This window comes from Streptomyces sp. MUM 203J (genome assembly GCF_022414595.1).
GTDB lineage: Bacteria > Actinomycetota > Actinomycetes > Streptomycetales > Streptomycetaceae > Streptomyces.
Genome location: NZ_JADWYO010000069.1, coordinates 1 through 25,903, shown reverse-complemented (window position 1 = coordinate 25,903; position 25,903 = coordinate 1). Strand labels below are relative to the sequence as shown.

Genomic DNA, 25,903 nt, shown 5'->3' with positions numbered 1-25,903 from the left:
GTGCCACGCGGCGGAGCCGCATGTTCGGCACAGCGATGCCGATGCTGCCAGGGCCCTACGACAGTGATCGGACCCGGGTCAGCTGTCAGACCGTCGCGCCCGGATACGCATCCTGCCCCTACCAGCGGCGGGAAAGCCAATCCGGCACCCTCCGGGGTCACACGAAAAGCGCCACGGCCCCGTCCTGGTGACATCGGGTCGGCTGCGCAGGCAGATCCTCCCACCCTACGCGGGACGCTTCGCGCCCGCCTTGCGACACGCCCGTACGGGTCGCGGTCAGAGCGACTCGGGTTCCCCTGTCACGGCCTTCGCGGCGTTGCGGACGGCACCGGCAACGGCGCCCGCGACCTTGTCGTTGAAGACGGACGGGATGATGTAGTTCGGGTTCAGCTCGTCCTCGGTCACGACGTCCGCGAGCGCGGTCGCGGCGGCCAGCATCATGTCGGTGTTCACCGTGTGGGACTGGGCGTCCAGCAGGCCGCGGAAGACGCCCGGGAACACCAGCACGTTGTTGATCTGGTTGGGGAAGTCGGACCGCCCGGTGGCCACAACTGCCGCCGTCTGACGGGCGATTGCCGGATCGACCTCCGGGTCCGGGTTCGCGAGCGCGAACACGATGGCGCCGTCGGCCATGGCCGCGACATCGTCCCCGCCCAGCACGTTCGGGGCGGAGACGCCGATGAAGACGTCGGCGCCGACGACGGCCTGCTTGAGCGTGCCGGTGACGCCCTCGGGGTTGGTGTTGTCCGCGATCCAGCGCAGGGGCGACTCGGGTGCCGCCTCCACCAGGTCCTCACGGCCCGCGTGCACGACGCCGTGGATGTCCGCGACGACCGCGTGCTTGACACCCGCCGCGATCAGGAGTTTCAGGATGGCCGTACCGGCGGCACCGGCGCCGGACATCACGACCCGTACGTCCCCGACGGCCTTCCCCACCACCCGCAGCGCGTTGGTGAGCGCGGCGAGGACCACGATCGCCGTGCCGTGCTGGTCGTCGTGGAAGACCGGGATGTCGAGAGCCTCGCGCAGCCGGGCCTCGATCTCGAAGCAGCGGGGTGCGGAGATGTCCTCCAGGTTGATGCCCGCGAAGCCGGGAGCGATGGCCTTGACGATCTCGACGATCGCGTCGGAGTCCTGGGTGTCCAGGCAGATCGGCCAGGCGTCGATGCCGGCGAACCGCTTGAAGAGGGCGGCCTTGCCCTCCATCACGGGCAGGGCGGCCTTGGGACCGATGTTGCCGAGGCCGAGGACGGCGGAGCCGTCCGTCACGACGGCGACGGAGTTGCGCTTGATGGTGAGCCGCCGGGCGTCCTCGGGGTTCTCCGCGATGGCCATGCACACGCGCGCCACGCCCGGCGTGTAGACCATGGACAGGTCGTCACGGTTGCGGATGGGGTGCTTGGACGCCATCTCGATCTTGCCGCCGAGGTGCATCAGGAACGTACGGTCGGAGACCTTGCCCAGGACGACGCCCTCGATGCCGCGGAGCTTGCCGACGATCTCGTCGGCGTGCGCGGTGGAGGAGGCGGCGATGGTGACGTCGATGCGCAGCTTCTCATGGCCTGACGCGGTCACGTCGAGGCCGGTGACCGAGCCTCCGGAGGACTCCACGGCCGTGGTCAGCTGGGAGACCGCGGTTCCGCTCGCGGGCACCTCCAGCCGGACCGTCATCGAGTACGAGACGCTGGGCGCCGTTGCCATGGCCGAGTTCCTCTGCTTTCCCTAGCTCCATTGCTGCCCCGACGCGGCCTGCCCGATGCGGGCGGTGGCGGGACGGGGGTCTCCGATCGTCGCACCTACTTGCGAGTAGCGGGTAATGCGGTCATTCTGTTCATTTTGTTTTCGGAAACTGTTTTCCACCATACGAGAGGCATGGCTGTCCGCGCAACGAAAGTGCGGTGCCGTGCAAGGAAAGTGCGGTGCCGTGCAACGAAAAGGAGCGGGTCCGTACCCTCCCGGATCTCTCCGGGGCGGTACGGACCCGCTCCACACGCTGATGGCACCGACCCGCCATGCTCGCCTCGCGGCAAGTGGTCGCTCGAAGCGACGAAGGTTGGGCCCGGGGGCTTGGATCGAGCCGGTGCCGTAACCAGGCTAACAAACCCTCCCGGGACGCGGTTCCCACCCGCCCGAACCCGCCCGAGCCCGCCCCGGTCAGTCCCTCAGCAGGTCCGGGACGCCGTCCGCGTCGGGCTCGTCGCGCGGCCCGGAGATGACGGTGAGCTGCTGGGTGGCGCGGGTCAGGGCCACGTACAGGACACGCAGCCCGGCCGGCGACTCGTCCGCGATCTCCGCCGGGGAGACGACGACCGTGGCGTCGTACTCCAGGCCCTTCGCCTCCAGGCTGCCCAGCGCCACCACCCGGTCGCCCAGGCCCGCGAGCCAGCGGGCGGCCTGCTCGCGCCGGTCCATGGCGACGACGACGCCGACCGTGCCGTCGACCCGGTCCAGGAGCCGCCGCGCCTCCTCTCTGACGACGTGAGCGAGTTCACCGTCCGCCAGGGGGACGAACCGGGGCTCGACGCCGGTCGACCGCACCGCGCGCGGCGACTCGGCGCCCGGCATGGCCAGCGCCAGCACCTTCCCGGCCAGTTCCGCGATCTCGGCCGGGTTGCGGTAGTTCACGGTCAGCGTGAACCGGCGTCTGGGCCGGCGGCCGAGCGCCTCGTCCCGGGCCTCCACGGCCTCGTCCGGCACCGACCAGGAGGACTGGGCCGGGTCCCCGACGACCGTCCAGGTGGCCGTCCGGCCGCGCCGCCCCACCATGCGCCACTGCATCGGCGTGAGGTCCTGCGCCTCGTCGACGATGACGTGCGCGTACTCGGTGCGCTCCTGCGCCAGCCGCTCGGCCCGCTCCCGCTGCGACTCCTCCCGTACGGGCATCAGCTCCTCCAGACCGGTGAGCTGGTCCAGCGGGTCGGCCTCACGCTTCCTGCGGGGCCGCGCGGGCGCGCCCAGCAGTGCCTGGAGCTCGTCGAGCAGGGCCACGTCGTGCACGGAGTACGTCTCCGGTGTGCCCCGGCGCAGCGAGCGGGCGACGCGGCGGGCCTCGCCGGGGTTGAGGACCCGGCGGGACCAGCGGCCCAGCCGCCGCTCGTCGGCCATCGCGGCCAGCACACGGCGCGGGGTCAGCTCGGGCCACCAGGCGTCGAGGAACTCGCCGAAGGAGTCCTCCGAGGTCACGTCCTCGTCGAACGACGAACGCAGCTCGGCGGCCAGCTCCGGGTCGGCCTCCCGGGCGGCGGCCCCGGTCTTCGCGTACAGGGCGTCGAGCAGCAGCCGCCGGGCGCGGGGGCGCAGCAGGTTGACGGGCGCGGTGCCGCCGAGCGCGCCCATCCGGATGCGGCGCAGTTCCTCCGCGTCCAGTTCGAGGCGCCGGCCGAAGGCGACGACCCGGAGGCGGCCGGGCTGCTCGCCCAGCTCCAGGGCACCGCGCGCGGCCTTGCGCAGCACCTTCAGCATCCTGGAGGAGCCCTTGACGCGGGCGACGGCGGGCTCGTCGTACGCGGTGGCCTGCACGCCGTCGACGAGGCTGCCGAGCGCGCGGATCGCGACCTGGCCCTCCTCACCGAGCGAGGGCAGCACGCCCTCCGTGTAGGCGACCAGCAGCGGGGTGGGGGACACGATCAGGATGCCCCCGGCGTACCGCCGCCGGTCCTGGTAGAGCAGGTACGCGGCCCGGTGCAGCGCGACGGCGGTCTTGCCGGTGCCGGGCCCGCCCTCCACGTACGTGACCGAGGCGGCGGGCGCGCGGATGACCAGGTCCTGCTCGGCCTGGATGGACGAGACGATGTCCCGCATGCTGTGACTGCGGGCCCGGCCGAGCGCGGCCATGAGGGCGCCGTCGCCGATGACGGGCAGCTCGGCGCCGTCGAGGGATGCGGTCAGTTCGGGGCGCATGAGGTCGTCCTCGACGCCCAGGACCTTCCGGCCCTTGGACCGGATGACCCGTCGGCGTACGACCCGGCCGGGGTCGACGGGCGTGGCCCGGTAGAACGGCGCGGCGGCGGGCGCCCGCCAGTCGATGACGAGCGGCGCGTAGTCGGCGTCCAGCACGCCGAGGCGCCCGATGTGGAGGGTCTCCCCGATGTCGGCGGTGTTGTCGTCCCGTACGGCGTCGTCGGCGGGCTCGACGGAGGTGTAGGCGCCGTCGGGCCCCTTCTTCCCGTCCTTGCCGTGGAGCAGGTCGATCCGGCCGAAGAGGAAGTCCTCGAACTCGCTGTTGAGCCGGTTCAGGTGGATCCCGGCCCGGAACACCTGGGCGTCCCGCTCGGCCAGCGCCCCGGGCGTGCCGACCTGGCCGCGCCGGGCGGCGTCGTGCATGAGGAACTCCGCCTCGTGGATCTTCTCCTCAAGTCGGCGGTAGACGCGGTTCAGGTGTTCCTGCTCCACCGCGATCTCACGGTCCCGTACCGAGTCGACGGCTTGCTGCGCGGCCACGGGGCCCCCTTCTGACGTGCACTGGGCAGCCGTCGAGCGTACGCCACGATCCGCCGTGTGTCAGTCGGGGCGCCGCCCGGAACACGGGACCGCCCCGGCAGGCACCCGGCTTTGTTCATGCCGGGCGTTGGTCGTGCACAAGGGAGGCGGGCTTGAGTGTGGCGGCGATCGGCCTCGATGACGACACGCTGGAGAAGGCGATGCGCGTGGCCTGCCGCGGGCCCGAGAGGGCCGTGGTCGACGCGGCGCTGCGGGAGTACGCCGAGCGACACGAGCGGGCCGCGCTGGTGGCCGGGCACTGCCAGGCCGCTCAGCAGTGGGACTGCGAGGCCCGGCGGCGCCACCGGGCCGGGGACGAGGGAGAAGGGCAGGACCCGCAGGGCCGGGAGGACCGGCAGGGGCGCCGGGACGCCGGGACGCCGCGTGATCCACTGCCTCCCGGACTCCTCCGCCCTGTGGCGCCTGCCGCGGGAGGAGCAGCTGAGGGACGCGTGGCCGGAGACCACCACGCTCCGCGCGATCGGGTCCTGCGCGCCCCAGCGGGCCGAGTTCCGCCGCGCCGTCCGCAGCACGGCCGAGTACGAGGCCATGGGCGAGACGTTCTCCGGCCTCCACTACCCGGACGTGCCGCTGCCGAAGGGGCCGTGGGACCGGGCCGGGGCCGCCGCGCAGTACGGCCTCGCGGAGACGGTGCCGCGGGCGCGGCGAGCCCGCTCGATCCGATGAGCTGCGCGACGGCAGCACACCACGGGCATGATCGTCCTGCACGATGACAGCGGCTTCGTCACCATGGCCCGCTTCCTGCCGGACGTCAGCGAGCGCAGCGTCGGGAAGGTCCCCGGCCTCCGGGGACGCCCCGGCCCCAGTCGGCGGCTACGCGTTCGCGGGCAGCCGGACCAGGCGGTCGCCGTCGAAGGTGCGGACCTCGAAGTGGTCGATGTCGTTGCGGTCCATCGCCGCACCCCCATGGACGTACAGGGGCTTCTTCGCCATCTCGTTGGTGCTGTCCTCGATGCCGTAGCCCCAGGCCGGTACCGCCCAGGAGGTGACGACCTCCTCCTCGCCCGTCTTGGAGACGGCGACCAGGTTGCACTTCAGCGGACCCTTGACGTTCTTCAGCTCCAGCACCGCGTCCGTGCCCCAGGACTTCTTCTCCAAGCCGACCGCCGCGCTCACCTTGGTCGTGCCGTCGGTCGCCGTCAGCTTGTCCGTCATCCCGCGGAAGGCGTTCTCGGCCGGGCTGGGCGGGAGGGGCTCCCCCGCCTGGTTGGACCGGGCGTCGGAGCCGCCGGACATGGTCGCCACCGCCACCGCCGGACCCGCGATGATCATCGCGACGGCCGCCGCCAGCATGTAGCGGGCCCTCCTGCGCCGCCGCGCGTGCGTGACCGTCACCTCCTTGAGGAGCCGGTCCAGCCCGGGCGGCTCGGCGGCCGGCGGGGGAACCGGCGCCGGGACGGGGCGTTCGAGCGGGGGTCCGGCCTCCGCCAGCCGGGCGAGCATCGGCTCCATCCCGGACAGCTCGTCCAGCCGCGCCGCGCACTGCCCGCAGCCGGCCAGATGCGCCTCGAAGGCGCTCGCGTCCGCGGGGTCGAGCACCCCGAGGACGTAGGCGCCGACGGCGTCGTGCGGCGTCGGCGTCGCGTCGTAGCCCTGGGCGTACCCCTCGCCGTACCCGGGCGGCGTCGTCATGCCGATACCCCCCTCTCCTCCAGAGCCAGCTTCATCGAGCGCAGGGCGTAGAACACCCGGGACCGGACGGTCCCACTGGGTATCCCCAGTGTCTTGGCCGCCTCGTTGACCGTACGCCCCTTGAAGTACGTCTCGATCAGAACTTCCCGGTGAGCCGGGGTCAAATCGTCCAGGGCATCAGACAGCGTCATCAACCACAGCGCCTTGTCGATCTCGTCCTCCGCGGGCATGACCTCCAGCGGCGACGGGTCGACCTCCTGCGGCCGGGCCTGCCGACTGCGGTGGCCGTCGATGACGATACGCCGGGCGACCGTCACCAGCCAGGGGCGGACAGAGCCGGTCGCGCGATTGAGCTGTCCGGCATTCTTCCAGGCACGGATGAGCGTCTCCTGTACGACGTCCTCGGCGCGCTGGCGGTCGCCGGCGACGAGGCGCAGTACATAGGCGAGCAGCGGTCCGGCGTGTTCACGGTAGAGGGACCGCATCAACTCCTCGTCAGGGACAGGATGGTTGACGGGCGGTGTCGTCTCCGCGCGGTGCCGGGCTCGGCGCGTCGCCCGACGGTCATCGGCCACGGCGGCATCCTTGCGCACCCGAACCTCCCGGTCGAGACCCTGTCCGACTCCTTGACTCCTTGCCCCCTTCTCTACGGAGCGGACGGCTCGGCTTCTCAACGGTTCTCGAAATTTTCTTCCACGGATACGAGAAGGGGTGTGGGAGAGCCGGCGGCACGGGCCCGGTGGCGGGCTACCCGCACCCGGTTCCCGCACAGTTCGCTGGAGCACCAACGGCGGCGCCCACCACGGGAGACGTCCAGATAGACGCGGTGGCAGCGCTCCCCCTCGCACTGCCGCAGCCGCGCCCTGGCCGCCGGGTCGGTGAGCAGCTCCACCGCGTCCCGCGCGAGAGCGGCGAGGAGCGCGGCACACTCGGGCGGAGCCGCCAACTCACGCACGAGAGAGCCGTCGTCGCCCGGTACGGCGCGGGGCGCGGGCGGCGCGGCCACGGCCGCCAGGACGTTCAGGCGCCGGAGTGACGCGGCGTCGGGCGGGCGGGCGGCGAGCTGTGCGCGGACCAGGACCTCGATGTGGTCGCGGAGTTCGGCGAACCGCTCCACCCACCGGTCGTCCACCCCGGGCAGCGGCGTCCCGGGAGGGACGAGCCCGCCGGTGGTGAGCCAGTGGGCGAGCCTCCCCGGGCTGACCGGGTGCTCCGCCATCAGGTCCAGACACCACCGCCCGGCCTCGAACCGCCGCCCGCTGCCCATGTGCGCGTCACCGCCTCGGGGTCACCGCCGGATGCCGACCGTCCCTCAGGGTGCCCGCCCCGGCCGGTCACCGGAACCCCGGTCACCGCGATGGGGCCCCTGTTCGGGCCAAGTCGAGGACTTGGGGGGATCGTCGTGCAGGATCCGCTGGAACAGGCGGTGGTCCCGCCAGGCTCCGTCGATGCCGAGGTACCGGGGTGCGACACCGATCGGTTCGAAGCCGCACTTCTCCAGGACCCGCTGCGACGCGGTGTTGCCGAGCAGCGTTCCGGCCTGCACCCGGTGCAGGCCCAGCCCGTCCCGGGCGCCCCGGCAGGCCGCCTCCACCATCCGCGGGGCGAGCCCCCGGCCCCGGTGCTCCTCGTCGGTCCAGTACCCGAGGGAGCAACTGCGGAAGGCCCCCAGCACGATGCCGGACAGGGTGGCCGATCCCACGACCCGGCCTCCCTCCAGGACCAGCCACATGAAACAGCCGGGTGCGGAAAGCCGCTCGGCCTGCCCCTCGGCCGTGTAGTACGCGTCGGCGCGGTGCGGCTCGAAGGGCCGCATGGCGGCACGGTTGCGGGCCAGGGCGGCGGCCAGCGCGGGGGCGTCGCGCGAGGGGTCGGCGGGGCGGATGACGTACGGGTCGTCACTGGTCATGTGCGGCACGGTACGCGGCGGCGTGCGCCGGCGGCGTTGTCGCGGCTTCGCCGTTCCCCCTCGGACCTCTCACAGGGGCCCGGGACGGGCTGTGTTCCGGCCCGTCCCGGGCCCCTGCCGCGGTTCCGCCACGTGGTGACTCCGTCACACCGTCGGGACGGGACCGGGCACGGGCCCGCCGCGGGCACCCGGTCCCGCGCCCCTACGCCCCGGTCGGCTCGGCCGTCGGATCGAGCGCCAGACGGTACCCCCGCTTGACGACTGTCTGGATCAGCTTCGGCGCCCCCAGAGCGGACCTGAGGCGGGCCATCGCGGTCTCCACGGCGTGCTCGTCCCGCCCCGACCCCGGCAGCGCCCGCAACAGCTCCGCCCGCGACACGACCCAACCGGGCCGCACCGCCAGAGACCGCAGCAGGGACATCCCCGCAGGCGGTACGGGCCGCAACTCGCCGTCCACCAGCACCGCATGGCCCCGGATCTCGACCCGTCGCCCCGCCACCGGCAGGGCACGCGCCCGCCCCGGCAGTTCCTGGCACAGGAGCTGGACCAGCGGGCCCAGCCGGAACCGGGTCGGCTGCACGGTGTCGACGCCCCGGGACTGCAGCGGCACCGCCGTGACGGGTCCCACGCACACGGGCAGCACGTCGTGCCGCAGCGCCACCAGCACCTCGCCCAGCAGCCCCCGCTCCTCCGCCCGCGTCAGCAGCGACGCCGCGGCGGGCGCGCTCGTGAAGGTCAGCGCGTCCAGGGACCGGGCCACCACCGCGTCCAGCAGCCGGTCCAGCGGGCCCGGCTCCTCCGGGGGCATCCACCGGTACACGGGCACGACCACCACGTCCGCGCCCGCGTCGTTGAGCGCCTCCACGAACCCAGGCAGCGGCTCTCCGTGCAGCTGGAGGGCGATGCGCTGTCCGGCGACCCCCTGCGTGAGCAGCCGGTCCAGCACCTCCGCCATGGACTCCGTCGCCGGGGACCACTCCTCCGTCAGGCCCGCCGCACGCACGGCGCCCTTCACCTTGGGGCCGCGTGCCAGGAGCCGTACCCCTCGCAGGCACTCGACGAGCGCCTCGCCGTACCCCCAGCCCTCCGCCGCGGCCACCCAGCCGCGGAAGCCGATCGCGGTCGTGGCGACCGCGATCTCCGGTGGCCGGGCGATCAGCTCCTTGGTGGCGTCGAGCAGTTCGGCGTCGTCCGCGAGCGGCACGATCCGCAGCGCGGGGGCGTGCAGGACCGCCGCGCCCCGGCGCTGGAGCAGGGCGGTCAGCTCGTCCGCGCGGCGGGCCGCGGTGACGCCGACGGTGAAGCCCGCGAGCGGCCCGTGCTCCTGCCGCGCCGCCTCGCCGCGTACCCGGCTGTGATCATGCCGTTCCGCCTCGGGGAGGCGCGGCTCCTGCTGCTGGTCCATGGTGCCCGAGCCTGACAAGTGTGCGTGACAGGCTCGGTTCGCCCACGTTTCCCCGTCGTTACGGTGCCCGTCCCGGGTGACGCCGCCGACCACGGTGGATCACACCCCGGAGTAGGTGAGTGGGCGCTGCGCCGGGGCTTCCGCCGTACCGTCCGCGGCCCCGGCCGGGGCCGCGGACGGGCGGCGAAGGTATACCGCCCAGGTCACGGCCATGCACACTCCGTAGAAGAGCAGGAAGGTGACGAAGGCGGACGTGCCCGTGCCCGCCGTCATGAAGGACTGGCGGAAGACCAGGTTGATGCCGAGCCCGCCGAGCGCGCCGACCGCGCCGATCAGCCCCATGGAGGCGCCGGAGAGGCGCCGCCCGTACGTGTCGGCGGTCTCGCCCGTCAGACCCTGGGCCTCCGCCTTCGCCTTGAAGATCGCCGGAATCATCTTGTAGGTGGATCCGTTGCCGAGCCCGGTCAGGATGAACAGGGCGATGAAGCCGACCAGGAAGACGGACAGCGACTCGGTGACGGAGGCGTAGACGACGACTCCGGTCGCGGCGGCCATGGCGGCGAACGTTGCCAGGGTGATGCGGGCGCCGCCGTACCGGTCGGCCAGGGAGCCGCCGACCGGGCGGATCAGCGAGCCGAGCGCCGGGCCGATGAAGGTCAGCGACGCGGCCTGCAGCGGGGTCCGGCCGAACTGGGTCTGGAGGACGAGGCCGAAGGCGAAGCTGTAGCCGATGAAGGACCCGAACGTGCCGATGTAGAGGAAGGACATGATCCAGGTGTGCGGGTCGCGGGCCGCGTCCTTGGCGGCGCCGGTGTCGTTCTTCACCGGTGCCAGGTTGTCCATGTACCGCACGGCGCACAGCGCGGCGGCGACGATCAGCGGGATGTAGATGCCGATCAGCACCTTCGGGTGGCCGGCGCCGACGGTGCCGATGACCGCGAGGCCCACGAGCTGGACGACCGCGACGCCGATGTTGCCGCCGCCCGCGTTCAGGCCGAGCGCCCAGCCCTTCTTGTGGAGCGGGAAGAAGGAGTTGATGTTGGTCATGGAGGAGGCGAAGTTGCCGCCTCCGACACCGGTCAGCAGCGCCACGACGAGGAAGGTGGTGTACGACGTGCCGGGCTCCATCACCGCGAACGCGAGGCAGGACGGCACGAGCAGCAGAGCCGCGCTCATGACGGTCCAGTTACGGCCGCCGAACCGGGCGACGGCGAACGTGTACGGGACGCGGATGACCGCGCCGACCAGGGATGCCGAGGCGATCAGGAAGAACTTCCCGGCCGGGTCGATCCCGTACTCCGGTCCCATGAACATCACCATCACGGACCAGAGGGACCAGATGGAGAAGCCGATGTGCTCGGAGATCACGGAGAAGAGGAGGTTGCGGTTGGCGATCCGCTCACCCTTCTCCTTCCAGAAGGTCGTGTTCTCGGGATCCCACTCCTGGATCCACCGCCCGCCGGTGTGTGTGCTCTGTCCGCTCATCGCGTACCTCCGCTTGTGCCGGTCCAGCCCTGAAGCCCGTCTGGTGGCCGACGGTAGGGACGTCGCGTTTCAGCCCGGTCATCTGAGGTGACCGGGCTGAAACCTTGCTCTCACATCGGCGTACGCGATCGGTGTGAGCGCCCCCCGTGCAGCCGGGCTCAGCCGCTCCCGCCCATCACGGCGGCGTCCTCCTCGGGCAGCCAGCAGTCCTCGGGCCTGACCAGCCAGTTCTCCGCGGCCGCCAGCTCCGCGGCGGCGCGGCGCAGCGCGTCCAGCCCGGGATGCCTGAGCCCCTTGCGCCACACCAGCGCCACAGGCGACAGCGGTACGGGCCGCATCAGGGGCCGCAGAACGGTGCCGGGCAGGGCCTTGAACGTCACCACGACGAGCACGGGGGTGCGGTTCTTGGCCATCAGGCGGCGGAACTCGTCCACGCCGACGGCGAGCGGCGCGGGCGGGGCGAGACGGATGCCGTGCTCGTCGAACAGCTGCCGGGCGAGGTCGGTCCATTCCAGGGTGCGGGGGTTGCCGGCCCCTCCGTAGATGGTCTCGCCGGCGAGGTCGGCCGGCTCGATCGCGGGGCGGTCGACCAGCGGGTGCCCCTCCGGGAGGAGCACGGCCATGGGCTCGTAGCGCACGGGCTGCCAGTCGAGCCGGGCGCGGACGGACCGGTCGAGCCCGGCCACCCGCCCGAAGCTCGCGTCCAGCCGCCCGGCGAGGATCTCCGCGGCGGCCCAGGTGAGGCCGCTCTCGTAGCGGGCCATCAGCTCGCAGTCGGGCGGCGCCAGCTCTCGGGCCCGTTCCAGGACCCTGCCGCTGAACATCCCGTTCGGGCTGTTGAGGTCCACGAGCAGCGGGCGGGGCGCGCCGCCCGCGCCGGTGAAGGCGGCGCCCAGTTCCTCGTACGCGGCGAGCACGGCCCGCGCGTGCGGCAGCAGCCGTTCACCGTCCGGCGTGAGGAAGACCTGCCGGGTGGTCCGTACGAACAGCTCGACGCCCAGCTCCCGCTCCAGGCGCCGGATGTCGCGGCTGAGGGCCTGCTGGGCGACGTAGAGCCGGGCGGCGGCGCGGGTGAAGTGCAGTTCCTCGGCGACGGCGGAGAAGGCGCGCAGGAGGCGGGGGTCGGGGTCATGGGCCACGCGCCGAAACTTACAACAGAACCGCGTCAATCGACCTCGAACAGGTGTTGGACGGCGGAGACGGCCCCGACGAGGCTTGATCCATGCCCCAGACCACCACCGGGAAGGCCCCGGCGACACCCCCTGCCCTCTTCACCCCCGAGGCCCTGGTGCTGGCCCCGCGCTACCGGGAGCCGGCCCCCCGGCGGACTCCGCGCAACCCCTACCTCCGTCTGTTCACCCTCCCCGGCACCCGCGCCTTCACGGTCGGCAACCTGTTGGCCCGGGTGCCGATGGGCATGTTCACGGTGAGCGCGGTCATCATGATCGCCGACGCCCGGGGCTCCTACGCGCTGGCGGGCGCCGTCACGGCGACCGGCCTGGCGGCGACCGCGGTGGTGGCCCCGTTCACGGCGCGGCTGGTGGACCGGTACGGCCAGCGGCGGGTGGCGCTCCCGGCGACGGTGCTGGCGGTCCTGGGCTCTCTGTCGCTGCTGCTGTGTGTGCACTTCGGGGCACCCGCCTGGACGCTGTTCGCCTCCTACGCCGCGACGGCGACGACACCGAACACCGGCGGCCTGTCGCGGGCCCGCTGGGCCCACCTGTACCGGGACGACCCGGCGGCGGTCCACACCGCGAACGCCTTCGAGCAGGCGGTGGACGAACTGTGCTTCATGGCGGGACCGGTGCTGGCGGCGTTCCTGTGCGCGGCACTGTTCCCGGAGGCGGGCACGCTGGCCGGAGCGGTCCTGCTGCTGACGGGCATGCTGCTGTTCACGGCCCAGCGAGCGACGGAGCCCCCGGTGGCACCGGCGGCAGGCGGCCCCCGCCCGCGGTCCCCCTTCCTCACCCGGGGCATGCCCCACCTGCTCACCGTCTTCCTCTGCACAGGAGCGATCTTCGGCTCGATGGAGATCGTGACCCTGGCGTACGTGGACGGTCCGGTGGCGGGCCCGGTGATGGCTCTCCAGGCCCTGGGCTCGTTCCTGGCGGGCCTCTGGTACGGCGCCGTCCGACCGGCCCCGGACGCACGGCGCCGCTTCCTGCACTGCCTGACCGCGATGGCGGGGCTGATGGCCCTCCCCTGGGCAGCGGCCCAGACAGGCGGCCTGCTGGCCCTGGCGGGCGCACTGCTCCTGGCGGGCATGGCAACAGCGCCCACCATGGTGACCGGCATGACCCTGGTCCAACAGCTGACCCCGAGGACCCAGTTGAACGAGGGCATGTCCCTGGCCGTCACAGCCCTGCTGGGCGGCATCGCGGCGGGCGCGGCGGCGGGCGGCTGGCTGGTGGAACAGGCCGGCGCGGGCACGGCGTACATACTGCCGACGGCTGCGGGCGCACTGGCGCTGGGCGTAGTCGCGACGGGCAGACGCCACCCGGTCGCCGAGTAACAGGAGCCACCCCCTACCAAGCGTAGGGAGCTTCCAACCAGCCGCACCTGCGGCCGCGGCCCCCTCCTGCCGCAAGGCACTACACCCCGACCACGCGGACACAGTCCGACCGCCGTCTCCGCACGGTCGGCCCCACCCCAGCCGAACACCCCCACGAAGAACGTGCCGTTGGCCACGCTCGCCCGTTAGTCCCGGTACGCCTGATGTCCAACCCCGGAACCAGGCGCGCCCCCTACCCTCAACGCCTTGTTGAATCACTCGGACAGGAGCTTGACATGGAGCCGGACACGGAATCGAACGCAGCGCACCCCAGACCGCCCTCCACCAGCACCCCGCCCACTCCTCCCGTCCCGCCCGCCGTTCCCGCATACGCGCTGCCGCCCCAGCACTCCGCACCCAAGAGCGTGACGATCACCTTCCCCATCATCAAAGGCAAGCTCGCCGCGTTCCTGTATCTGATAACAACCCTGCTGCTGGCCGTCATCGCGGCAGCGCAGGTCAGCATGGCCCTGGACGCGGCGGACGAAGCCTCTCGGTACCGACACACCTTCTGCTCAGGTGAGAGGTACGGCGACAACGATTACACCGACGCCGAGACCGAGCGGTTCCGTGAACTGTGCGGACACGCCCCACGCTTCTCCGGCGACAACTGACCGGCCCACCCGAACGACTACGCCCCGCCTCCTGTGCCGTGGAGGCGGGGCGTGTGTCGTATCCCCGTAGGACGACCGGCACGGACACGCTCGATGAACAGCCGCCCACCATGAACGGCCAGCCGGGCACAGCTAGCGGCTCGCAAGGGCTGGGCACCCTCCCAAGTGCTGAACAGCACACCTGCCGGCCGACACGGCCTCGCACACAGCAGAGGCCCGGCCGCCTCAAGGGCTGCCGGGCCTCTGTTCACATGGGGTGCGGGGATCCGGGGGTGCACCCCCGGGCCTCCACGAAGTGGAGATGGCGGGAATCGAACCCGCGTCCAACGGTGCGGAACCAGGGCTTCTCCGTGTGCAGTCCGCTGCGATTTTCTCGGCCCCGGAGATCACGCGGACAAGTCTCCGACGGGCTCAGTCACTGTTGGTTGTTCCTCTACACCCCGTGACCGGGCCTAGAGGTGGAGTTCCCTAGCTGATGCCAGGATCCGGGTCGGGAACAGCCCCGGGCTGACACTTCGCAAGTCGCTACTCAGGCAGCGAGGGCGAAGGAATCGCGCTTGGTGTTGGCGATTATTGGTTTCGGCCTGTGGTTTACGAGATCATGGCCGCTTCCTCGACACGCTTCCCCTGCTTCGACAGCCGCTGTCGAAACCGATCATCCCCATGTTCATTTTTCAAGCGACGCCCCTCACCGTCTCCGGCTGGGGCAGTGTCATCGTACGGGAACAACGGGCCGGGGTGCCAGCGCATTCCCGCGCGCCCTCGGTCCCTCAGGCCCGCGCCCGGCGCCTCGCCGCCGACATCGCACGGTCGGCCTCGCGGCGGTCCTGCTGCTCGCGGAGGGTCTGGCGCTTGTCGTACTCCTTCTTTCCCTTCGCGAGGGCGATCTCGACCTTCGCGCGGCCGTCCTTGAAGTAGAGGGCGAGCGGCACGATCGTGTGGCCGGTCTCCTGGGACTTGGACTCCAGCTTGTCGATCTCCACGCGGTGGAGGAGCAGCTTCCGCTTGCGGCGGGCCGCGTGGTTCGTCCAGGTGCCCTGGCTGTACTCCGGCACGTGCACGTTGTGCAGCCATGCCTCGTGTCCGTCGATCTGCACGAAGCCGTCGGCCAGCGAGGCCCGCCCCTGGCGCAGCGACTTCACCTCCGTGCCGGTCAGGACGAGACCGCACTCGTAGGTGTCCAGAATGTGGTAGTCGTGCCGCGCCTTCTTGTTCTGCGCGATCAGCTTGCGTCCCTTTTCCTTTGCCATAGTGCTGTCATTTTCGCACTACGCCCCACGTCCGAGGCCACTCAATACCGTGCGGGCCCGCTCCTGGGCCCGCACCGCCGCCGGGACGTCGGGGGTGATGCCCTGCCCGTCCACCCGCAGGCCCGCCGGGGTGCGGTAGTGGCCCACCGTGAGTTCCGCGACCGACCCGTCCGCCAGCCGGCTCGGCATCTGCACCGCACCCTTGCCGAAGGTGCGGGAACCGACCGTGACCGCCCGGCCCCGGTCCTTGAGCGCCCCCGTCAGCAGCTCGGCGGCGCTCATGGTGCCGCCGTCGACGATCACCACCAGGGGCCGCACGGTGTCCCCGCCCGGCTCGGCGTGCAGCGCCCGCTCCTCGCCGTGCACGTCGTACGTCGCCACCAGCCCGCCGTCCAGGAACGCCGAGGCCGCCGCGACCGCCTCCGTCATCAGCCCCCCGCCGTTCCCGCGCAGGTCCAGCACGATTCCGGCACCCGGCGGGGCCTTCCGCACGGCCTCGCGCACCAGGGCGCCGCTGCCCCGGGTGAACGCCGCCACCCGCACCAGCACCGCGTCCGCGTCCAGCCGCCGCACCGTCACCGCCTCCGTGGCCAGCTCGGCCCGCCGCACTGTGCGGGTCCACACCCGCTCGCCCCGCTGGAGGCCCAGCACGACGGGACTGCCCGCCTCCGCGGGCGCTCCGCCCCCTCCCGTACCGTCGCCGCGCAGCAGCGCCACCACACGGGCCGCGGTGTGCCCGTCCACCGGGCGCCCGTCGATGGAGCGCAGCCGGTCCCCGGGCCGGACCCCGGCCCCGTCGGCCGGCCCGCCCCGCTGCACCCGGGTCACCTCGACATGCCCCTCGGCGGTGCGCCGCGCCCACAGGCCGACCCCGGTGTACTCGCCGTCCAGCGCCCGCTCGAACTCCGCGTACTCCCCCGCCTCGTAGACCACGCCCCACCGGTCGCCGCTGCGGCTGACGACCTCCTGCGCGGCCTGCGCCCCGGACCTGCCCTCCGCGAGGGCCTCCGCCGCCGCCCGCGCCACCTCGTCCTGTACGTCTTCGCCCCGCGGCGCCCTCGTCACGGCCGCCCGCTCGGGGCCGCCGTCCGCCTGCTCCTCGTGCGGCAGAGCCCCGGCCGCGGCGCCCGCCGCCAGGACGGTCGCGAAGAGGACGGTCAGCGCGGCCCCGCGCCGGATGCGGCGGGGCCGGAGGGAGGGCGCTCGGCCCGGGCCCGGCAGTGACATGGCGCCCACTCTAGGACAAGCGCTCCGCGCCGTACGGCGGTTGACCGCACGGCGCGTGAGGCACAGGAGCGGCGCTCGTCACACCTTCAGGTACTTGCGCAGCGCGACCGCCGCCGCGAGCGACGGCATCAGCAGCCCGATCACGACCACCAGGGGCAGTACCGACAGGACCTCGTTCCAGCCGATGAACTTCACCAGCGGCATCTGCGTCGCCAGCGAGAGCCCGGCGTCGATCAGGAAGTACCGGCCGACCACCAGCATCACGCAGGCCACGGCGCCGCCCAGCAGCCCCGCGAACGCGGCCTCCATGATGAACGGCATCTGGATGTAGAAGCTGGACGCGCCGACCAGCCGCATGATGCCGGTCTCCCGCCTGCGGCTGAACGCCGACACCCGTACGGTGTTGACGATCAGCATCAGCGCGATGACCAGCATCAGCCCCATCACGACCAGCGCCGTGACGTTCAGCCCGCGCATCATGCTGAACAACTGCTCCAGGATGTCCCGCTGGTCCTGCACCGAGTGGACCCCGTCACGCCCCGCGAAGGCGGTCGCGATGACCTCGTACTTCTCCGGGTCCTTGAGCTTGACGCGGAACGACTCCTGCATCTGGTCGGGCGTGATGATGGAGGCGATGGCGTTGTCGCCGTACTGCTCCCGGTAGTGCTTGTACGCCTCGTCGGCCGTCTCGTGGTGGACGGTGTCGACCAGGCGCGTCATCTTCTCCAGGTCGGTCTGGATCTGCTCCTTCTGCTGCGCGGTCACCGCGCCCTTGGAGCAGCCCTCGGAGGTGCCCGCGTCGTTCTTGTTGCACAGGTAGATCGTGACGTTGACCTTGTCGTACCAGAAGCTCTTCATGGCGTTGACCTGCTGGCCCATGAGGACCGCGGCGCCGAAGAGAGCCAGTGACAGGGCCACCGAGATGATGACCGCGAACGTCATCGTGAGGTTGCGACGGAGGCCGACACCGATCTCCGAGAGTACGAACTGGGCGCGCATCGCCTGCGTTCAGCCTTTCTTGCCCGTGTATGTGCTCAGTGCTGGTAGCCGTAGACGCCGCGCGCCTGGTCGCGGACGAGGCGGCCCTTCTCCAGCTCGATGACGCGCTTGCGCATCTGGTCGACGATGTTCTGGTCGTGGGTCGCCATGACGACCGTCGTACCGGTGCGGTTGATGCGGTCGAGCAGCTTCATGATGCCGACGGAGGTCTGCGGGTCCAGGTTGCCGGTCGGTTCGTCCGCGATCAGCAGCATGGGCCGGTTCACGAACGCACGGGCGATGGCCACGCGCTGCTGCTCACCGCCGGACAGCTCGCCGGGCATCCGGTCCTCCTTGCCGGCCAGGCCGACCAGGTCCAGCACCTGCGGGACGGACTTGCGGATCTCGCCGCGCGACTTGCCGATGACCTCCTGCGCGAAGGCCACGTTCTGGGCCACGGTCTTGTTGGGCAGCAGCCGGAAGTCCTGGAAGACGGTGCCCAGCTGGCGGCGCATGTGCGGCACCTTCCAGTTGGACAGCCGCGCCAGGTCCTTGCCGAGCACGTGCACCGCCCCGTGGGAGGCCCGCTCCTCACGGAGGATGAGCCGCAGGAAGGTGGACTTTCCGGAGCCGGAGGACCCGACGAGGAAGACGAACTCGCCCTTCTCGATCTCCAGGGAGACATCCCTGAGAGCGGGCTGGTTCGTCTTCGGGTAGGACTTGGAGACGCTGTCGAATCGGATCACGGATGCACCCACGGTCGGCCTGGAGGAGTAGGTGTGCGTGACCATACGCGAACCCGGACAGCCCGCGCAGTCAGCGCCCGGGCTTGCCCGTTTCATCCCTTTATGCACTGGCCGGTGACCGGCGGAATCCGGCCGGGACGCGCCTGAACGCGTGGAACCTGGCACAGTGGAACGGGTAACCGAGGGAACCGTCTGGTTTCCCCGGGCGTTATGCGGAGAGAACCAGGCCGACGAACCAGACCGACGGACACCCGGTTCCTGGTGTCGGCGGACCCGGCGGCTCCGCCGCGCGGGAGGAGGAGAGCGCATGACCTACGACCGACTGGTGTGCGCCAACTGCGCGGCCCCGGTGAACCAGGGCCGCTGCCCCGTGTGCCGGGCCCACCGCGAGCGCCTCCAGCAGAGCCCGTGGGGCGCGGTGCACCCGATGGTGATCCTGGGACTGCTCCTGCTCCTGGTGGCCGCGGGGGCGGCGCTGGCGCTGGCGCAGCAGCCCGCGTAGCCCGTACGGGACCGTCCACAGAGCCACGGAGAGGGCCCGGACCGCCGTCGGATACGGCGTCCGGGCCCTCTCTCATGCCCTGGGGGCGTTACGGCGTGCCCGCCCTCAGGCGGCGGCAGCGCCCTGACCGCCCACGACGAGACGCGGCAGCATACGGAAACCGATGCCACCGGCGATCATCGTGGCGGCGCCGATCAGCAGGAACGAGGTCTCGCCGGCACCGGTCTCGGCCAGCTCCTCCTTGGCCTCGCCCTGCGAGACGGGCTGGGAGCCCGCGTTGTTCGGGGCCGGGTTGTTGTCGACGCACTCGGCACCCTCGAGGTCGACGGTACAGGTGGCCACGTCGTTGCCGGTGGATCCGGTGGAGCCGTTGCCACCGGTCGCGGTGGAACCGGATCCGGTGTCACCGGAGGTGCCGGAACCCGAGGTGCCGGAGGTGCCGGTGCTGCCCGAGGTGCCGTTCGACCCGTTCGTGCCGTTGGAACCGTTCGAGCTGCCCTGGGTGCCCGAAGTGCCGGTGTTCCCATTGGAGCCGTTGGTGGCGCCGCCGTCGGTCGCACCCCCGTCAGTCGCGCCACCATCGGTCGCGCCGCCGTCCGTGGCGCCGCCGTCGGTCGCACCCCCGTCAGTCGCGCCACCATCGGTCGCGCCGCCGTCCGTGGCACCGCCGTCGGTCGCACCGCCGTCCGTGGCACCACCGTCGGTCGCACCGCCGTCCGTGGCACCACCATCGGTCGCGCCGCCGTCCGTGGCACCGCCGTCGGTCGCACCGCCGTCGGTCGCACCGCCGTCGGTCGCACCGCCGTCCGTGGCACCGCCGTCCGTCGCACCGCCGTCCGTGGCACCACCGTCGGTCGCACCGCCGTCGGTCGCACCGCCGTCGGTCGCACCGCCGTCCGTGGCACCGCCGTCCGTGGCACCACCGTCAGTGGCACCACCGTCGGTCGCACCGCCGTCGGTCGCACCACCGTCAGTCGCACCACCGTCCGTGGCACCACCGTCAGTCGCACCACCGTCGGTCGCACCGCCGTCCGTGGCACCACCGTCAGTCGCACCACCGTCGGTGGTACCGCCGTTGTCCTCACACGTGGGGTCGGCCGGGCTGCACGGCTCGGTCGTGCTCGAAGGAACGGTGAGCTCGGAGCCCGCCGCCTGGGCGACACCCACGGCGGTCAGGGACGCACCTGCGGCGATCACGGCACCGGCCGCTATACGGGCCACCCGGACCCGCGTCTTGTTGGTCATAAAGCTGCTACCCCCAGTAGCTGTTTCCGTCAGTGGGCAGCGCGCGGGGCGATGGTCTCCGGGGTGGCGTCAACAGCGTCCGCCCCCGTCACACGCGCCCCGGACATGCGCATGCCGCGCGCCAGCCTTCCGAGTTTCCGAAAGAGCGTCAAGCGGGTTGCGCACGCAATGTCCTGGATTGATTGACCTTGCCCGAGGCGCGGACCGGAAACTGTGACAGAACCTGCAAAGGACCTGCTCACCTGCAGGTTTCCTTGTCGATAAAGCACCCCTGCACCTCACTGGCCCTGCAGCCGTGTGCGGAGTGCCCGGTCGTCGATCTGTGGGTGAACAACCACCCGGCGGGCCGGACGGGACGGCACGGCCGCCGAGGCCGCGACCCGGCGCGCGCCACACGCAGCGAGGACGGCGACGGCGCCGGGCCCGTGAAAGGGCCCGGCGCCGTCGGGGAAGAAGACCGCGGGTTACTTCTCCTGCTGCTTGCGCCAGCGGATGCCGGCCTCCAGGAAGCCGTCGATGTCGCCGTCCAGGACGGACTGCGGGTTTCCGACCTCGTGGTCGGTGCGCAGGTCCTTGACCATCTGGTACGGGTGCAGGACGTACGAGCGCATCTGGTTGCCCCAGGAGCTGCCGCCGTCGCCCTTCAGGGCGTCCATCTTGGCGCGCTCCTCCTGCCGCTGGAGTTCCAGCAGGCGGGCCTGGAGGACGCGCATCGCGGACGCCTTGTTCTGGATCTGCGACTTCTCGTTCTGACAGGAGACGACCACGCCGGTCGGGATGTGCGTGATGCGGACGGCGGAGTCCGTGGTGTTGACGGACTGGCCGCCGGGGCCGGACGAGCGGTACACGTCGATGCGGAGGTCGTTCTCCGGGATCTCGATGTGGTCGGTCTGCTCGACGACCGGCAGCACCTCCACGCCCGCGAAGGACGTCTGGCGGCGGCCCTGGTTGTCGAACGGGGAGACGCGGACCAGCCGGTGCGTGCCCTGCTCGACCGAGAGCGTGCCGTACGCGTACGGGGCGTGGACCACGAAGGTGGTCGACTTGATGCCGGCCTCCTCCGCGTACGAGGTCTCGTAGATCTCCGTCTTGTGGCCGTGCCGCTCGGCCCAGCGCAGGTACATGCGCTGGAGCCGCTCCGCGAAGTCGGAGGCGTCGACGCCTCCGGCCTCGGCGCGGACCGTCACCAGGGCCTCGCGCTCGTCGTACTCGCCGGAGAGGAGGGTGCGCACCTCCATCTCGTCGAGCGCCTTGCGCACGTCCTCCAGCTCGGCCTCGGCCTCGGCCAGGGCGTCCGGGTCGTCCTCGGCCTCGGCGAGCTCGAAGAGCACACCGAGGTCGTCGATCCGGCCGCGCAGGCTCTCCACCTTGCGGACGGTGGCCTGGAGGTGGGACAGCTTGCTGGTGATCTTCTGTGCCGCGTCGGGGTCGTCCCACAGGGACGGTGCGGCCGCCTGCTCCTCGAGCACGGCGATGTCCGCCCTCAGCTTCTCGAGGTCCAGGACGGCCTCGATCGACCCCATGGTCGAGGTGAGGGACTTCAGCTCTTCGGATACGTCGACGACTGCCACGGCTCCAGCGTAACCGCTGTCCGCAACCGCCCCGTCCCTGGACCTGTCCGGGGCGATGCCCCTCGCGGCGGAGCCACGGCACCGAGCGCGGCCGGCCGGGGGGCGGAGGAGGCGGGGGAACTACCGGGCAGGGGCCGACGGGCCCGACGCGGGCGGCACCGCGGGGGGCTCGTCCTGGCTCACCGTCAGCCATCCCGCCAGCCCCGCCGCCGCCAGCGCCGCGCCCGCCACGGAGACGACGAGGCGCCGTCGCCGCACCGTGGCGCGGTTGCGGGCCGAACCGGGGCGGCGCTGGCCGGCCGCCCGGGGCGCGCGGGCCGTGCCGAGGGGGCCGCCGGACAGCTCGTCCGGCCCGGGCACGCGCATGGACGTGTGGGTGTCCCGGCTGGAGTCGGTGGACGAACCGGGGACCAGCGGCACAGCCGCCCGCCGGGGGCGCTCGGGGAGCGGCAGCGCCGGGCAGGGCGCGTCGTCCTCCTCGTACGGCTCCGGGCCCGCCTCGTCCCCGGGCTCGTCGACGTCCAGCGGCGGCATGCCCGCGACCAGCGGCGCCAGCTCGTGCAGCCGGGCGGCCAGCTCGGAGGCGCGCAGCCGGGACGCGGGCGCCTTGGCGAGGCACTGGACGATGAGCTGCCACAGCTCGTCCGGGATGCCGGGCAGCGGAACCACCCGCTCGGTGACGTGGCGGCGCAGCACCGCGCCCGGGTGCCCGCCGCCGAACGGCGTGAAGCCCGCGAGCAGCTCGTACAGGACCGTCGCGAGGGCGTAGATGTCGACGGCGGCGCGCGGCGGCAGTCCCTCGACGATCTCCGGGGCCAGGTAGTCGGGCGTGCCGATGATGCGGTGGGAGGACTTGGTGCGGGCCGGGGTGTCGATCAGCTTGGCCACGCCGAAGTCGGTGAGGAGCGCGGGGTGGGCGCCCCCCGGGCCGAGCGGGCCCTGCATGTCGAGCAGGATGTTCTCGGGCTTGACGTCCCGGTGGACGACCCCCGCGGCGTGCGCGGCGGCGAGCCCCTCCGCGACGTCGGCGACGATGGCGACGGCCGCGGCGGGCGCGAGGCGGCGCTCCCGGTCGAGCCGGGTGCGCAGGTCGGTGCCGCGTACCAGGTCCATGACGAGTGCCAGGTCGTCGCCGTCGACCACGAGGTCGCGGACCGCGACCACCCGGGGGTGGTCGAGCCCCAGCAGGGCCGTGCGCTCCTGGACGAACCGTCCGACGAGTTCCTGGTCCGCGGCCAGGTCCTCGCGCAGCAGCTTGACGGCGACGGGACCGTCCGGGCCCTCGCCGAGCCACACCGTACCGGCGCTGCCCCGCCCCAGGATCTGGTGAGCCGTGTACCGGCTGCCGATTTTCCGTGCCACGACTGCTCCCTCAGCGGCTGCGTTCCCGACCAAGTTACGCGGACGGGAGGCCCCGCATTCACAGCGGAGGGGAAATCACCCCTCCGGTGTCGACATATCGATGACGCTGTCGCCGGAGTCGCTGCCGGGGATCACTGCCGCAGCTGCTGTGCCGTGTCGCCCAGCTCGCCGATCCAGTCGGAGACCGTCGAGATCGCGTCCCCGATCGCCTCCCAGTAGCCCTTGCCCTGGGCCACCCAGTCCTGCAGCGGGGTCAGCTCCCAGATGAGCCAGCCCGCCACGACGAACAGCAGGATCGTGAACAGGCAGCCCTTCAGGCAGCCGAGTCCCGGGATACGCATCGGGTTGGCGCTGCGCCGCCGGGGCTCACGCGGCGGGCGCGGCTCCCGGGGCGCGGGCGCCTGCGGCTGCGGGGCCTGGGGCTGCGGCTGGTACCGCTGGCGCGGCTGGGGCTGGGGCGGCGGCGGGGGCGCGTACTGCTGCTGGGGCGCCGGGGGCGGCGGCGTGTACGGCTGCGGCTGCTGCCCGTACGGCTGCTGGGCCTGCTGCCCGTACGGCTGCTGCGGCGGCTGGGCCTGCCGGCCGTACTGCTGGTGCTGCGGCCGGTACGGCTCCGGCCGGGGCTGTGGCTGGGGCGGCTGCGGGCGGCGCTGCGGGCGGCGGCGCAGCGGGTCCTCGTTCGGGTCCAGGTACTGGATCTGCGTCTGCTCGTTGCGGTCGCGGGCGGCGCGCAGCTGGGTCTGCCACGGGTGCGGCTCCTCCGGCTGCGGCTGCGGCGGGCCCTGCGGCACCGGAGGCATGACGGCCGTCGCGTCGGCGGCACCCGGCGGCGTACCGCCCGGGGCGCCGGGGGCGTTCATCGGCAGCATGCTCGTCGCGGCGGCCGGGTCGTACTGCGGGGCGCCGGTGCCGGGCAGCACCTGCGTCGCGTCGGACGCGCCGGGGACACCGCCGGTCACGCCGCCACCGGCGGAGCCGGGGACCTGGGTCGGCGCCGGGTCGGGCGCCAGCAGCGCGCCGACACCCTCGGCGGCCTCGATCTGCGCGGGAGAGGCGTGCACGCCGATGCCCTCCGCGACGACCCGCAGCCCGCGCGCGAGGTTCTCGGCACTGGGGCGGCCCTCCGGGTCCTTGGCGAGGCACCGCTCGACGACCGTCCACAGCGGGCCGGGCACGGTGGAGGGGCGACGGGGCTCGGCGCTCAGGTGCTGGTGGAGGACCTCCAGGGCGGTCGCCCCGGCGAACGGGGGGCGGCCGGTGAGCAGCTCGTACAGCATGATCCCGGCGCCGTAGATGTCGACCGCGGAGGTCTGCGGGCGGCCCTCGGCGGACTCGGGCGCCACATACGCGGGCGTGCCGACGAACTCGTGAGTGCGGGTGAGACCCGGGGAGTCCGCGAGACGGGCGATACCGAAGTCGGTCAGCATCGGGTGCATCTGCCCGTCGCGCTCGGCGAGCAGCACGTTCGCGGGCTTGAGGTCGCGGTGGACGACGCCGTCGGCGTGGCTGGCGGCCAGCGCGTCCGCGACCTGCGCCATGAGGAGGCTCGCGGCGACCGGGGTCAGCGGGCCGTTCTCACGGATGTACCGCTGCAGGTCGGGGCCGTCGACCAGGTCCATGACCAGCGCGAGGACGTCGCCCTCGACGACCAGGTCGCGGGTACGGACGATGTTGGGGTGCGTGAGTCTGAGCAGGACGGAGCGCTCCCGCAGGAAGCGCATGACGACATCGGCGTCGTTGGCCAGCTCTTCCTTCAGGACCTTGATCGCGAGCGTCTCGCCGGGCTGCCCGGCCACGGCGGCCCCGGCCCCCGCGGTCTCCCTCTGGCAGGCACGCCAGACCGTGCCCGTGGCGCCGCGTCCGAGCGGCTGCTCGAGCAGGTATTTGCTGCCGACTGGCCGCACGTCATGCGCTCCCTGCGGTCGTGGTCCGAGACGTTCGCGGATGTGCCGCGCCCTGCCTTGTTCTGCGTTCGACCCACTCTAATGGCGTTCCGCTCTGTTCGAACGGCTCACCGAGCGTGACGGAGCGGGTCGCCCGCACTCCGGTAAAGGGAAGACGTATGCCCGTCATGTCCGGTTGCCCGGGCGACACCCCCTGCTCCGGGGCCCTCGGCCCCCCGCACCGGACCTCATTCCCGGGCCCACGTGCGACGGCGTCCCCCGCAAGATCGTTTATTCGCCCGGTTGGCGGCGAACAGCCCCTGGCGGATGGGAGGATGCAACCGACTCGTACCGGACGACGCGTCCGCGCGCGGGTGGGGGGAGTGAGTGGGCCCGTCCCCCTCAGGGCCCGTTCCCCCGCCTGTTCCCCCGCCGCCGGACGCGCCGCGCAGAAGGGACCGCTGACGGCAATGCACATCCGGCTGACCGTCCTCGCGGCGCCGACCGGCGGCCAGACCGCGCGGCGCGCCTGTGACGTCCTCGTCACCGCCCCTTCGGGCACCGCGCTGGCCGCGGTGGCGTCCGGCCTGGCCACCGCCGTGGCGGGCCCCGACGGCGCCGCCGGCGGTTCCGTCGTGCTGTACGCCGGGCGGGAGCGGCTTGACCCGCAGCGCCGCACCCTGGGCGAGCCGCCGCTGACCGACGGCGCGGTGCTGGCCCTCCAGGCCCCGGCCGAGGAGGCAGCCGCCCCGGAGGACGCGCCCGCGCGGCTGCACGTGGTGGCGGGTCCGGACGCGGGCGGGGTCCATCTGCTGCACCCGGGCGACATCCGGGTGGGCCGGTCCGCCGACGCCGACGTCCCACTGGACGATCCGGACGTGTCGCGGCTGCACTGCGTGGTGACCGTCGCGGAGGACGGCCGGGTACGGGTCTCGGACCCGGGCTCCACGAACGGCACGGCGCTGGACGGCCGCGAGGTCGGCGCGCGCCCGGTGCGCCTGGCGCCGGGCGCGCTCCTGCGCGTGGGCGAGTCGGCCCTGCGC

22 protein-coding genes and 1 other RNA gene are annotated in these 25,903 nt (G+C 72.6%); 5 read left to right on the top strand and 18 right to left on the bottom strand.

Annotation, left to right across the window (positions count from 1 at the left end; translation table 11 throughout):
- Positions 1-276: 276 nt before the first annotated feature.
- Entirely contained in the window at positions 277-1,701 is a 1,425-nt protein-coding gene (locus I3F58_RS25400) for an NAD-dependent malic enzyme (RefSeq protein ID WP_240111026.1), read from the bottom strand.
- A gap of 453 nt (positions 1,702-2,154) precedes the next feature.
- Entirely contained in the window at positions 2,155-4,440 is a 2,286-nt protein-coding gene (locus I3F58_RS25395) for a UvrD-helicase domain-containing protein (RefSeq protein ID WP_240111025.1), read from the bottom strand.
- A 423-nt stretch (positions 4,441-4,863) separates the two neighbouring features.
- Between I3F58_RS25395 and I3F58_RS25390 the strand changes: the two genes are divergently transcribed.
- Positions 4,864-5,166 (top strand): hypothetical protein, encoded by a 303-nt coding sequence (locus tag I3F58_RS25390; protein ID WP_240111024.1) that lies wholly within the window; start codon positions 4,864-4,866, stop codon positions 5,164-5,166.
- A gap of 147 nt (positions 5,167-5,313) precedes the next feature.
- Here the strand turns inward: I3F58_RS25390 and I3F58_RS25385 are convergent, their stop codons facing one another.
- The 7 genes from I3F58_RS25385 to I3F58_RS25355 form a co-directional block, all read right to left on the bottom strand.
- Positions 5,314-6,132, bottom strand: coding sequence for an anti-sigma factor (locus I3F58_RS25385; RefSeq protein ID WP_240111023.1), 819 nt, complete (start codon positions 6,130-6,132; stop codon positions 5,314-5,316).
- On the bottom strand, positions 6,129-6,725 hold the full coding sequence (locus tag I3F58_RS25380) for a sigma-70 family RNA polymerase sigma factor (RefSeq protein ID WP_240111022.1): 597 nt from the start codon (positions 6,723-6,725) through the stop codon (positions 6,129-6,131). Before I3F58_RS25380 ends, I3F58_RS25385 begins: the two co-directional genes overlap by 4 nt.
- A gap of 77 nt (positions 6,726-6,802) precedes the next feature.
- Positions 6,803-7,399 carry an ABATE domain-containing protein gene (locus I3F58_RS25375; RefSeq protein ID WP_240111021.1) on the bottom strand — a complete coding sequence of 199 codons (597 nt, stop codon included), beginning with the start codon at positions 7,397-7,399 and terminating at the stop codon, positions 6,803-6,805.
- Positions 7,400-7,444: 45 nt separating this feature from the next.
- Positions 7,445-8,041, bottom strand: coding sequence for a GNAT family N-acetyltransferase (locus I3F58_RS25370; protein ID WP_240111020.1), 597 nt, complete (start codon positions 8,039-8,041; stop codon positions 7,445-7,447).
- A gap of 202 nt (positions 8,042-8,243) precedes the next feature.
- Positions 8,244-9,446 carry a uroporphyrinogen-III synthase gene (locus I3F58_RS25365; protein ID WP_240111019.1) on the bottom strand — a complete coding sequence of 401 codons (1,203 nt, stop codon included), beginning with the start codon at positions 9,444-9,446 and terminating at the stop codon, positions 8,244-8,246.
- A gap of 99 nt (positions 9,447-9,545) precedes the next feature.
- Positions 9,546-10,931 carry a nitrate/nitrite transporter gene (locus tag I3F58_RS25360; protein WP_240111018.1) on the bottom strand — a complete coding sequence of 462 codons (1,386 nt, stop codon included), beginning with the start codon at positions 10,929-10,931 and terminating at the stop codon, positions 9,546-9,548.
- A gap of 158 nt (positions 10,932-11,089) precedes the next feature.
- Positions 11,090-12,070 carry a LysR family transcriptional regulator gene (locus I3F58_RS25355; RefSeq protein ID WP_240111017.1) on the bottom strand — a complete coding sequence of 327 codons (981 nt, stop codon included), beginning with the start codon at positions 12,068-12,070 and terminating at the stop codon, positions 11,090-11,092.
- Between the two features lie 83 nt (positions 12,071-12,153).
- Here I3F58_RS25355 and I3F58_RS25350 point away from each other — a divergent pair, with 83 nt between their 5' ends.
- Together I3F58_RS25350 and I3F58_RS25345 are read left to right on the top strand one after the other, a co-directional pair.
- The gene (locus I3F58_RS25350; RefSeq protein ID WP_240111016.1) at positions 12,154-13,443 is read left to right on the top strand and encodes an MFS transporter; all 1,290 of its coding nucleotides are present in this window, start codon (positions 12,154-12,156) and stop codon (positions 13,441-13,443) included.
- Between the two features lie 275 nt (positions 13,444-13,718).
- The gene (locus I3F58_RS25345; protein WP_240111015.1) at positions 13,719-14,096 is read left to right on the top strand and encodes a hypothetical protein; all 378 of its coding nucleotides are present in this window, start codon (positions 13,719-13,721) and stop codon (positions 14,094-14,096) included.
- A 293-nt stretch (positions 14,097-14,389) separates the two neighbouring features.
- Here I3F58_RS25345 and ssrA read toward each other — a convergent pair.
- From ssrA to ftsE, 5 genes are all read right to left on the bottom strand, one after another.
- Positions 14,390-14,759, bottom strand: a transfer-messenger RNA (tmRNA) gene (ssrA, locus tag I3F58_RS25340).
- Positions 14,760-14,866: 107 nt separating this feature from the next.
- Positions 14,867-15,346: an SsrA-binding protein SmpB gene (smpB, locus tag I3F58_RS25335; RefSeq protein WP_240111014.1), complete on the bottom strand. Its 480-nt coding sequence runs from the start codon at positions 15,344-15,346 to the stop codon at positions 14,867-14,869.
- Positions 15,347-15,364: 18 nt separating this feature from the next.
- Entirely contained in the window at positions 15,365-16,573 is a 1,209-nt protein-coding gene (locus tag I3F58_RS25330; protein ID WP_240111013.1) for a S41 family peptidase, read from the bottom strand.
- A gap of 78 nt (positions 16,574-16,651) precedes the next feature.
- Positions 16,652-17,572, bottom strand: coding sequence for a permease-like cell division protein FtsX (gene ftsX, locus I3F58_RS25325; RefSeq protein ID WP_240111012.1), 921 nt, complete (start codon positions 17,570-17,572; stop codon positions 16,652-16,654).
- Between the two features lie 35 nt (positions 17,573-17,607).
- Positions 17,608-18,297: a cell division ATP-binding protein FtsE gene (gene ftsE / locus I3F58_RS25320; protein ID WP_240111011.1), complete on the bottom strand. Its 690-nt coding sequence runs from the start codon at positions 18,295-18,297 to the stop codon at positions 17,608-17,610.
- Between the two features lie 307 nt (positions 18,298-18,604).
- Between ftsE and I3F58_RS25315 the strand changes: the two genes are divergently transcribed.
- On the top strand, positions 18,605-18,799 hold the full coding sequence (locus I3F58_RS25315) for a hypothetical protein (RefSeq protein ID WP_240111010.1): 195 nt from the start codon (positions 18,605-18,607) through the stop codon (positions 18,797-18,799).
- Positions 18,800-18,904: 105 nt separating this feature from the next.
- Here the strand turns inward: I3F58_RS25315 and I3F58_RS25310 are convergent, their stop codons facing one another.
- The 4 genes from I3F58_RS25310 to I3F58_RS25295 all read right to left on the bottom strand — a co-directional run bounded on the left by I3F58_RS25310 (position 18,905) and on the right by I3F58_RS25295 (position 24,881).
- Entirely contained in the window at positions 18,905-20,044 is a 1,140-nt protein-coding gene (locus I3F58_RS25310) for a hypothetical protein (RefSeq protein ID WP_240111009.1), read from the bottom strand.
- Between the two features lie 464 nt (positions 20,045-20,508).
- A complete protein-coding gene (gene prfB / locus I3F58_RS25305; RefSeq protein ID WP_240111008.1) occupies positions 20,509-21,615 on the bottom strand; it encodes a peptide chain release factor 2 in 1,107 nt (368 codons plus the stop codon).
- A 120-nt stretch (positions 21,616-21,735) separates the two neighbouring features.
- Positions 21,736-22,977: a serine/threonine-protein kinase gene (locus I3F58_RS25300; protein ID WP_240111007.1), complete on the bottom strand. Its 1,242-nt coding sequence runs from the start codon at positions 22,975-22,977 to the stop codon at positions 21,736-21,738.
- A 131-nt stretch (positions 22,978-23,108) separates the two neighbouring features.
- Positions 23,109-24,881, bottom strand: a complete 1,773-nt coding sequence (locus tag I3F58_RS25295; protein WP_240111006.1) for a serine/threonine-protein kinase — start codon at positions 24,879-24,881, stop codon at positions 23,109-23,111.
- Positions 24,882-25,330: 449 nt separating this feature from the next.
- Between I3F58_RS25295 and I3F58_RS25290 the strand changes: the two genes are divergently transcribed.
- The coding region (locus I3F58_RS25290; RefSeq protein WP_240111005.1) for an FHA domain-containing protein at positions 25,331-25,903 on the top strand (573 nt) is incomplete at its 3' end.

What these genes read in the sequence shown, in the direction of transcription:
- smpB (WP_240111014.1), bottom strand. Translation starts at nt 15,346, where the DNA reads ATGGCAAAGGAAAAGGGACGCAAGCTGATCGCGCAGAACAAGAAGGCG.
- I3F58_RS25400 (WP_240111026.1), bottom strand. Translation starts at nt 1,701, where the DNA reads ATGGCAACGGCGCCCAGCGTCTCGTACTCGATGACGGTCCGGCTGGAG.
- I3F58_RS25330 (WP_240111013.1), bottom strand. Translation starts at nt 16,573, where the DNA reads ATGTCACTGCCGGGCCCGGGCCGAGCGCCCTCCCTCCGGCCCCGCCGC.
- I3F58_RS25385 (WP_240111023.1), bottom strand. Translation starts at nt 6,132, where the DNA reads ATGACGACGCCGCCCGGGTACGGCGAGGGGTACGCCCAGGGCTACGAC.
- I3F58_RS25345 (WP_240111015.1), top strand. Translation starts at nt 13,719, where the DNA reads ATGGAGCCGGACACGGAATCGAACGCAGCGCACCCCAGACCGCCCTCC.
- I3F58_RS25360 (WP_240111018.1), bottom strand. Translation starts at nt 10,931, where the DNA reads ATGAGCGGACAGAGCACACACACCGGCGGGCGGTGGATCCAGGAGTGG.
- I3F58_RS25315 (WP_240111010.1), top strand. Translation starts at nt 18,605, where the DNA reads ATGACCTACGACCGACTGGTGTGCGCCAACTGCGCGGCCCCGGTGAAC.
- I3F58_RS25310 (WP_240111009.1), bottom strand. Translation starts at nt 20,044, where the DNA reads ATGACCAACAAGACGCGGGTCCGGGTGGCCCGTATAGCGGCCGGTGCC.
- I3F58_RS25370 (WP_240111020.1), bottom strand. Translation starts at nt 8,041, where the DNA reads ATGACCAGTGACGACCCGTACGTCATCCGCCCCGCCGACCCCTCGCGC.
- ftsX (WP_240111012.1), bottom strand. Translation starts at nt 17,572, where the DNA reads ATGCGCGCCCAGTTCGTACTCTCGGAGATCGGTGTCGGCCTCCGTCGC.
- I3F58_RS25350 (WP_240111016.1), top strand. Translation starts at nt 12,154, where the DNA reads ATGCCCCAGACCACCACCGGGAAGGCCCCGGCGACACCCCCTGCCCTC.
- I3F58_RS25365 (WP_240111019.1), bottom strand. Translation starts at nt 9,446, where the DNA reads ATGGACCAGCAGCAGGAGCCGCGCCTCCCCGAGGCGGAACGGCATGAT.
- I3F58_RS25375 (WP_240111021.1), bottom strand. Translation starts at nt 7,399, where the DNA reads ATGGGCAGCGGGCGGCGGTTCGAGGCCGGGCGGTGGTGTCTGGACCTG.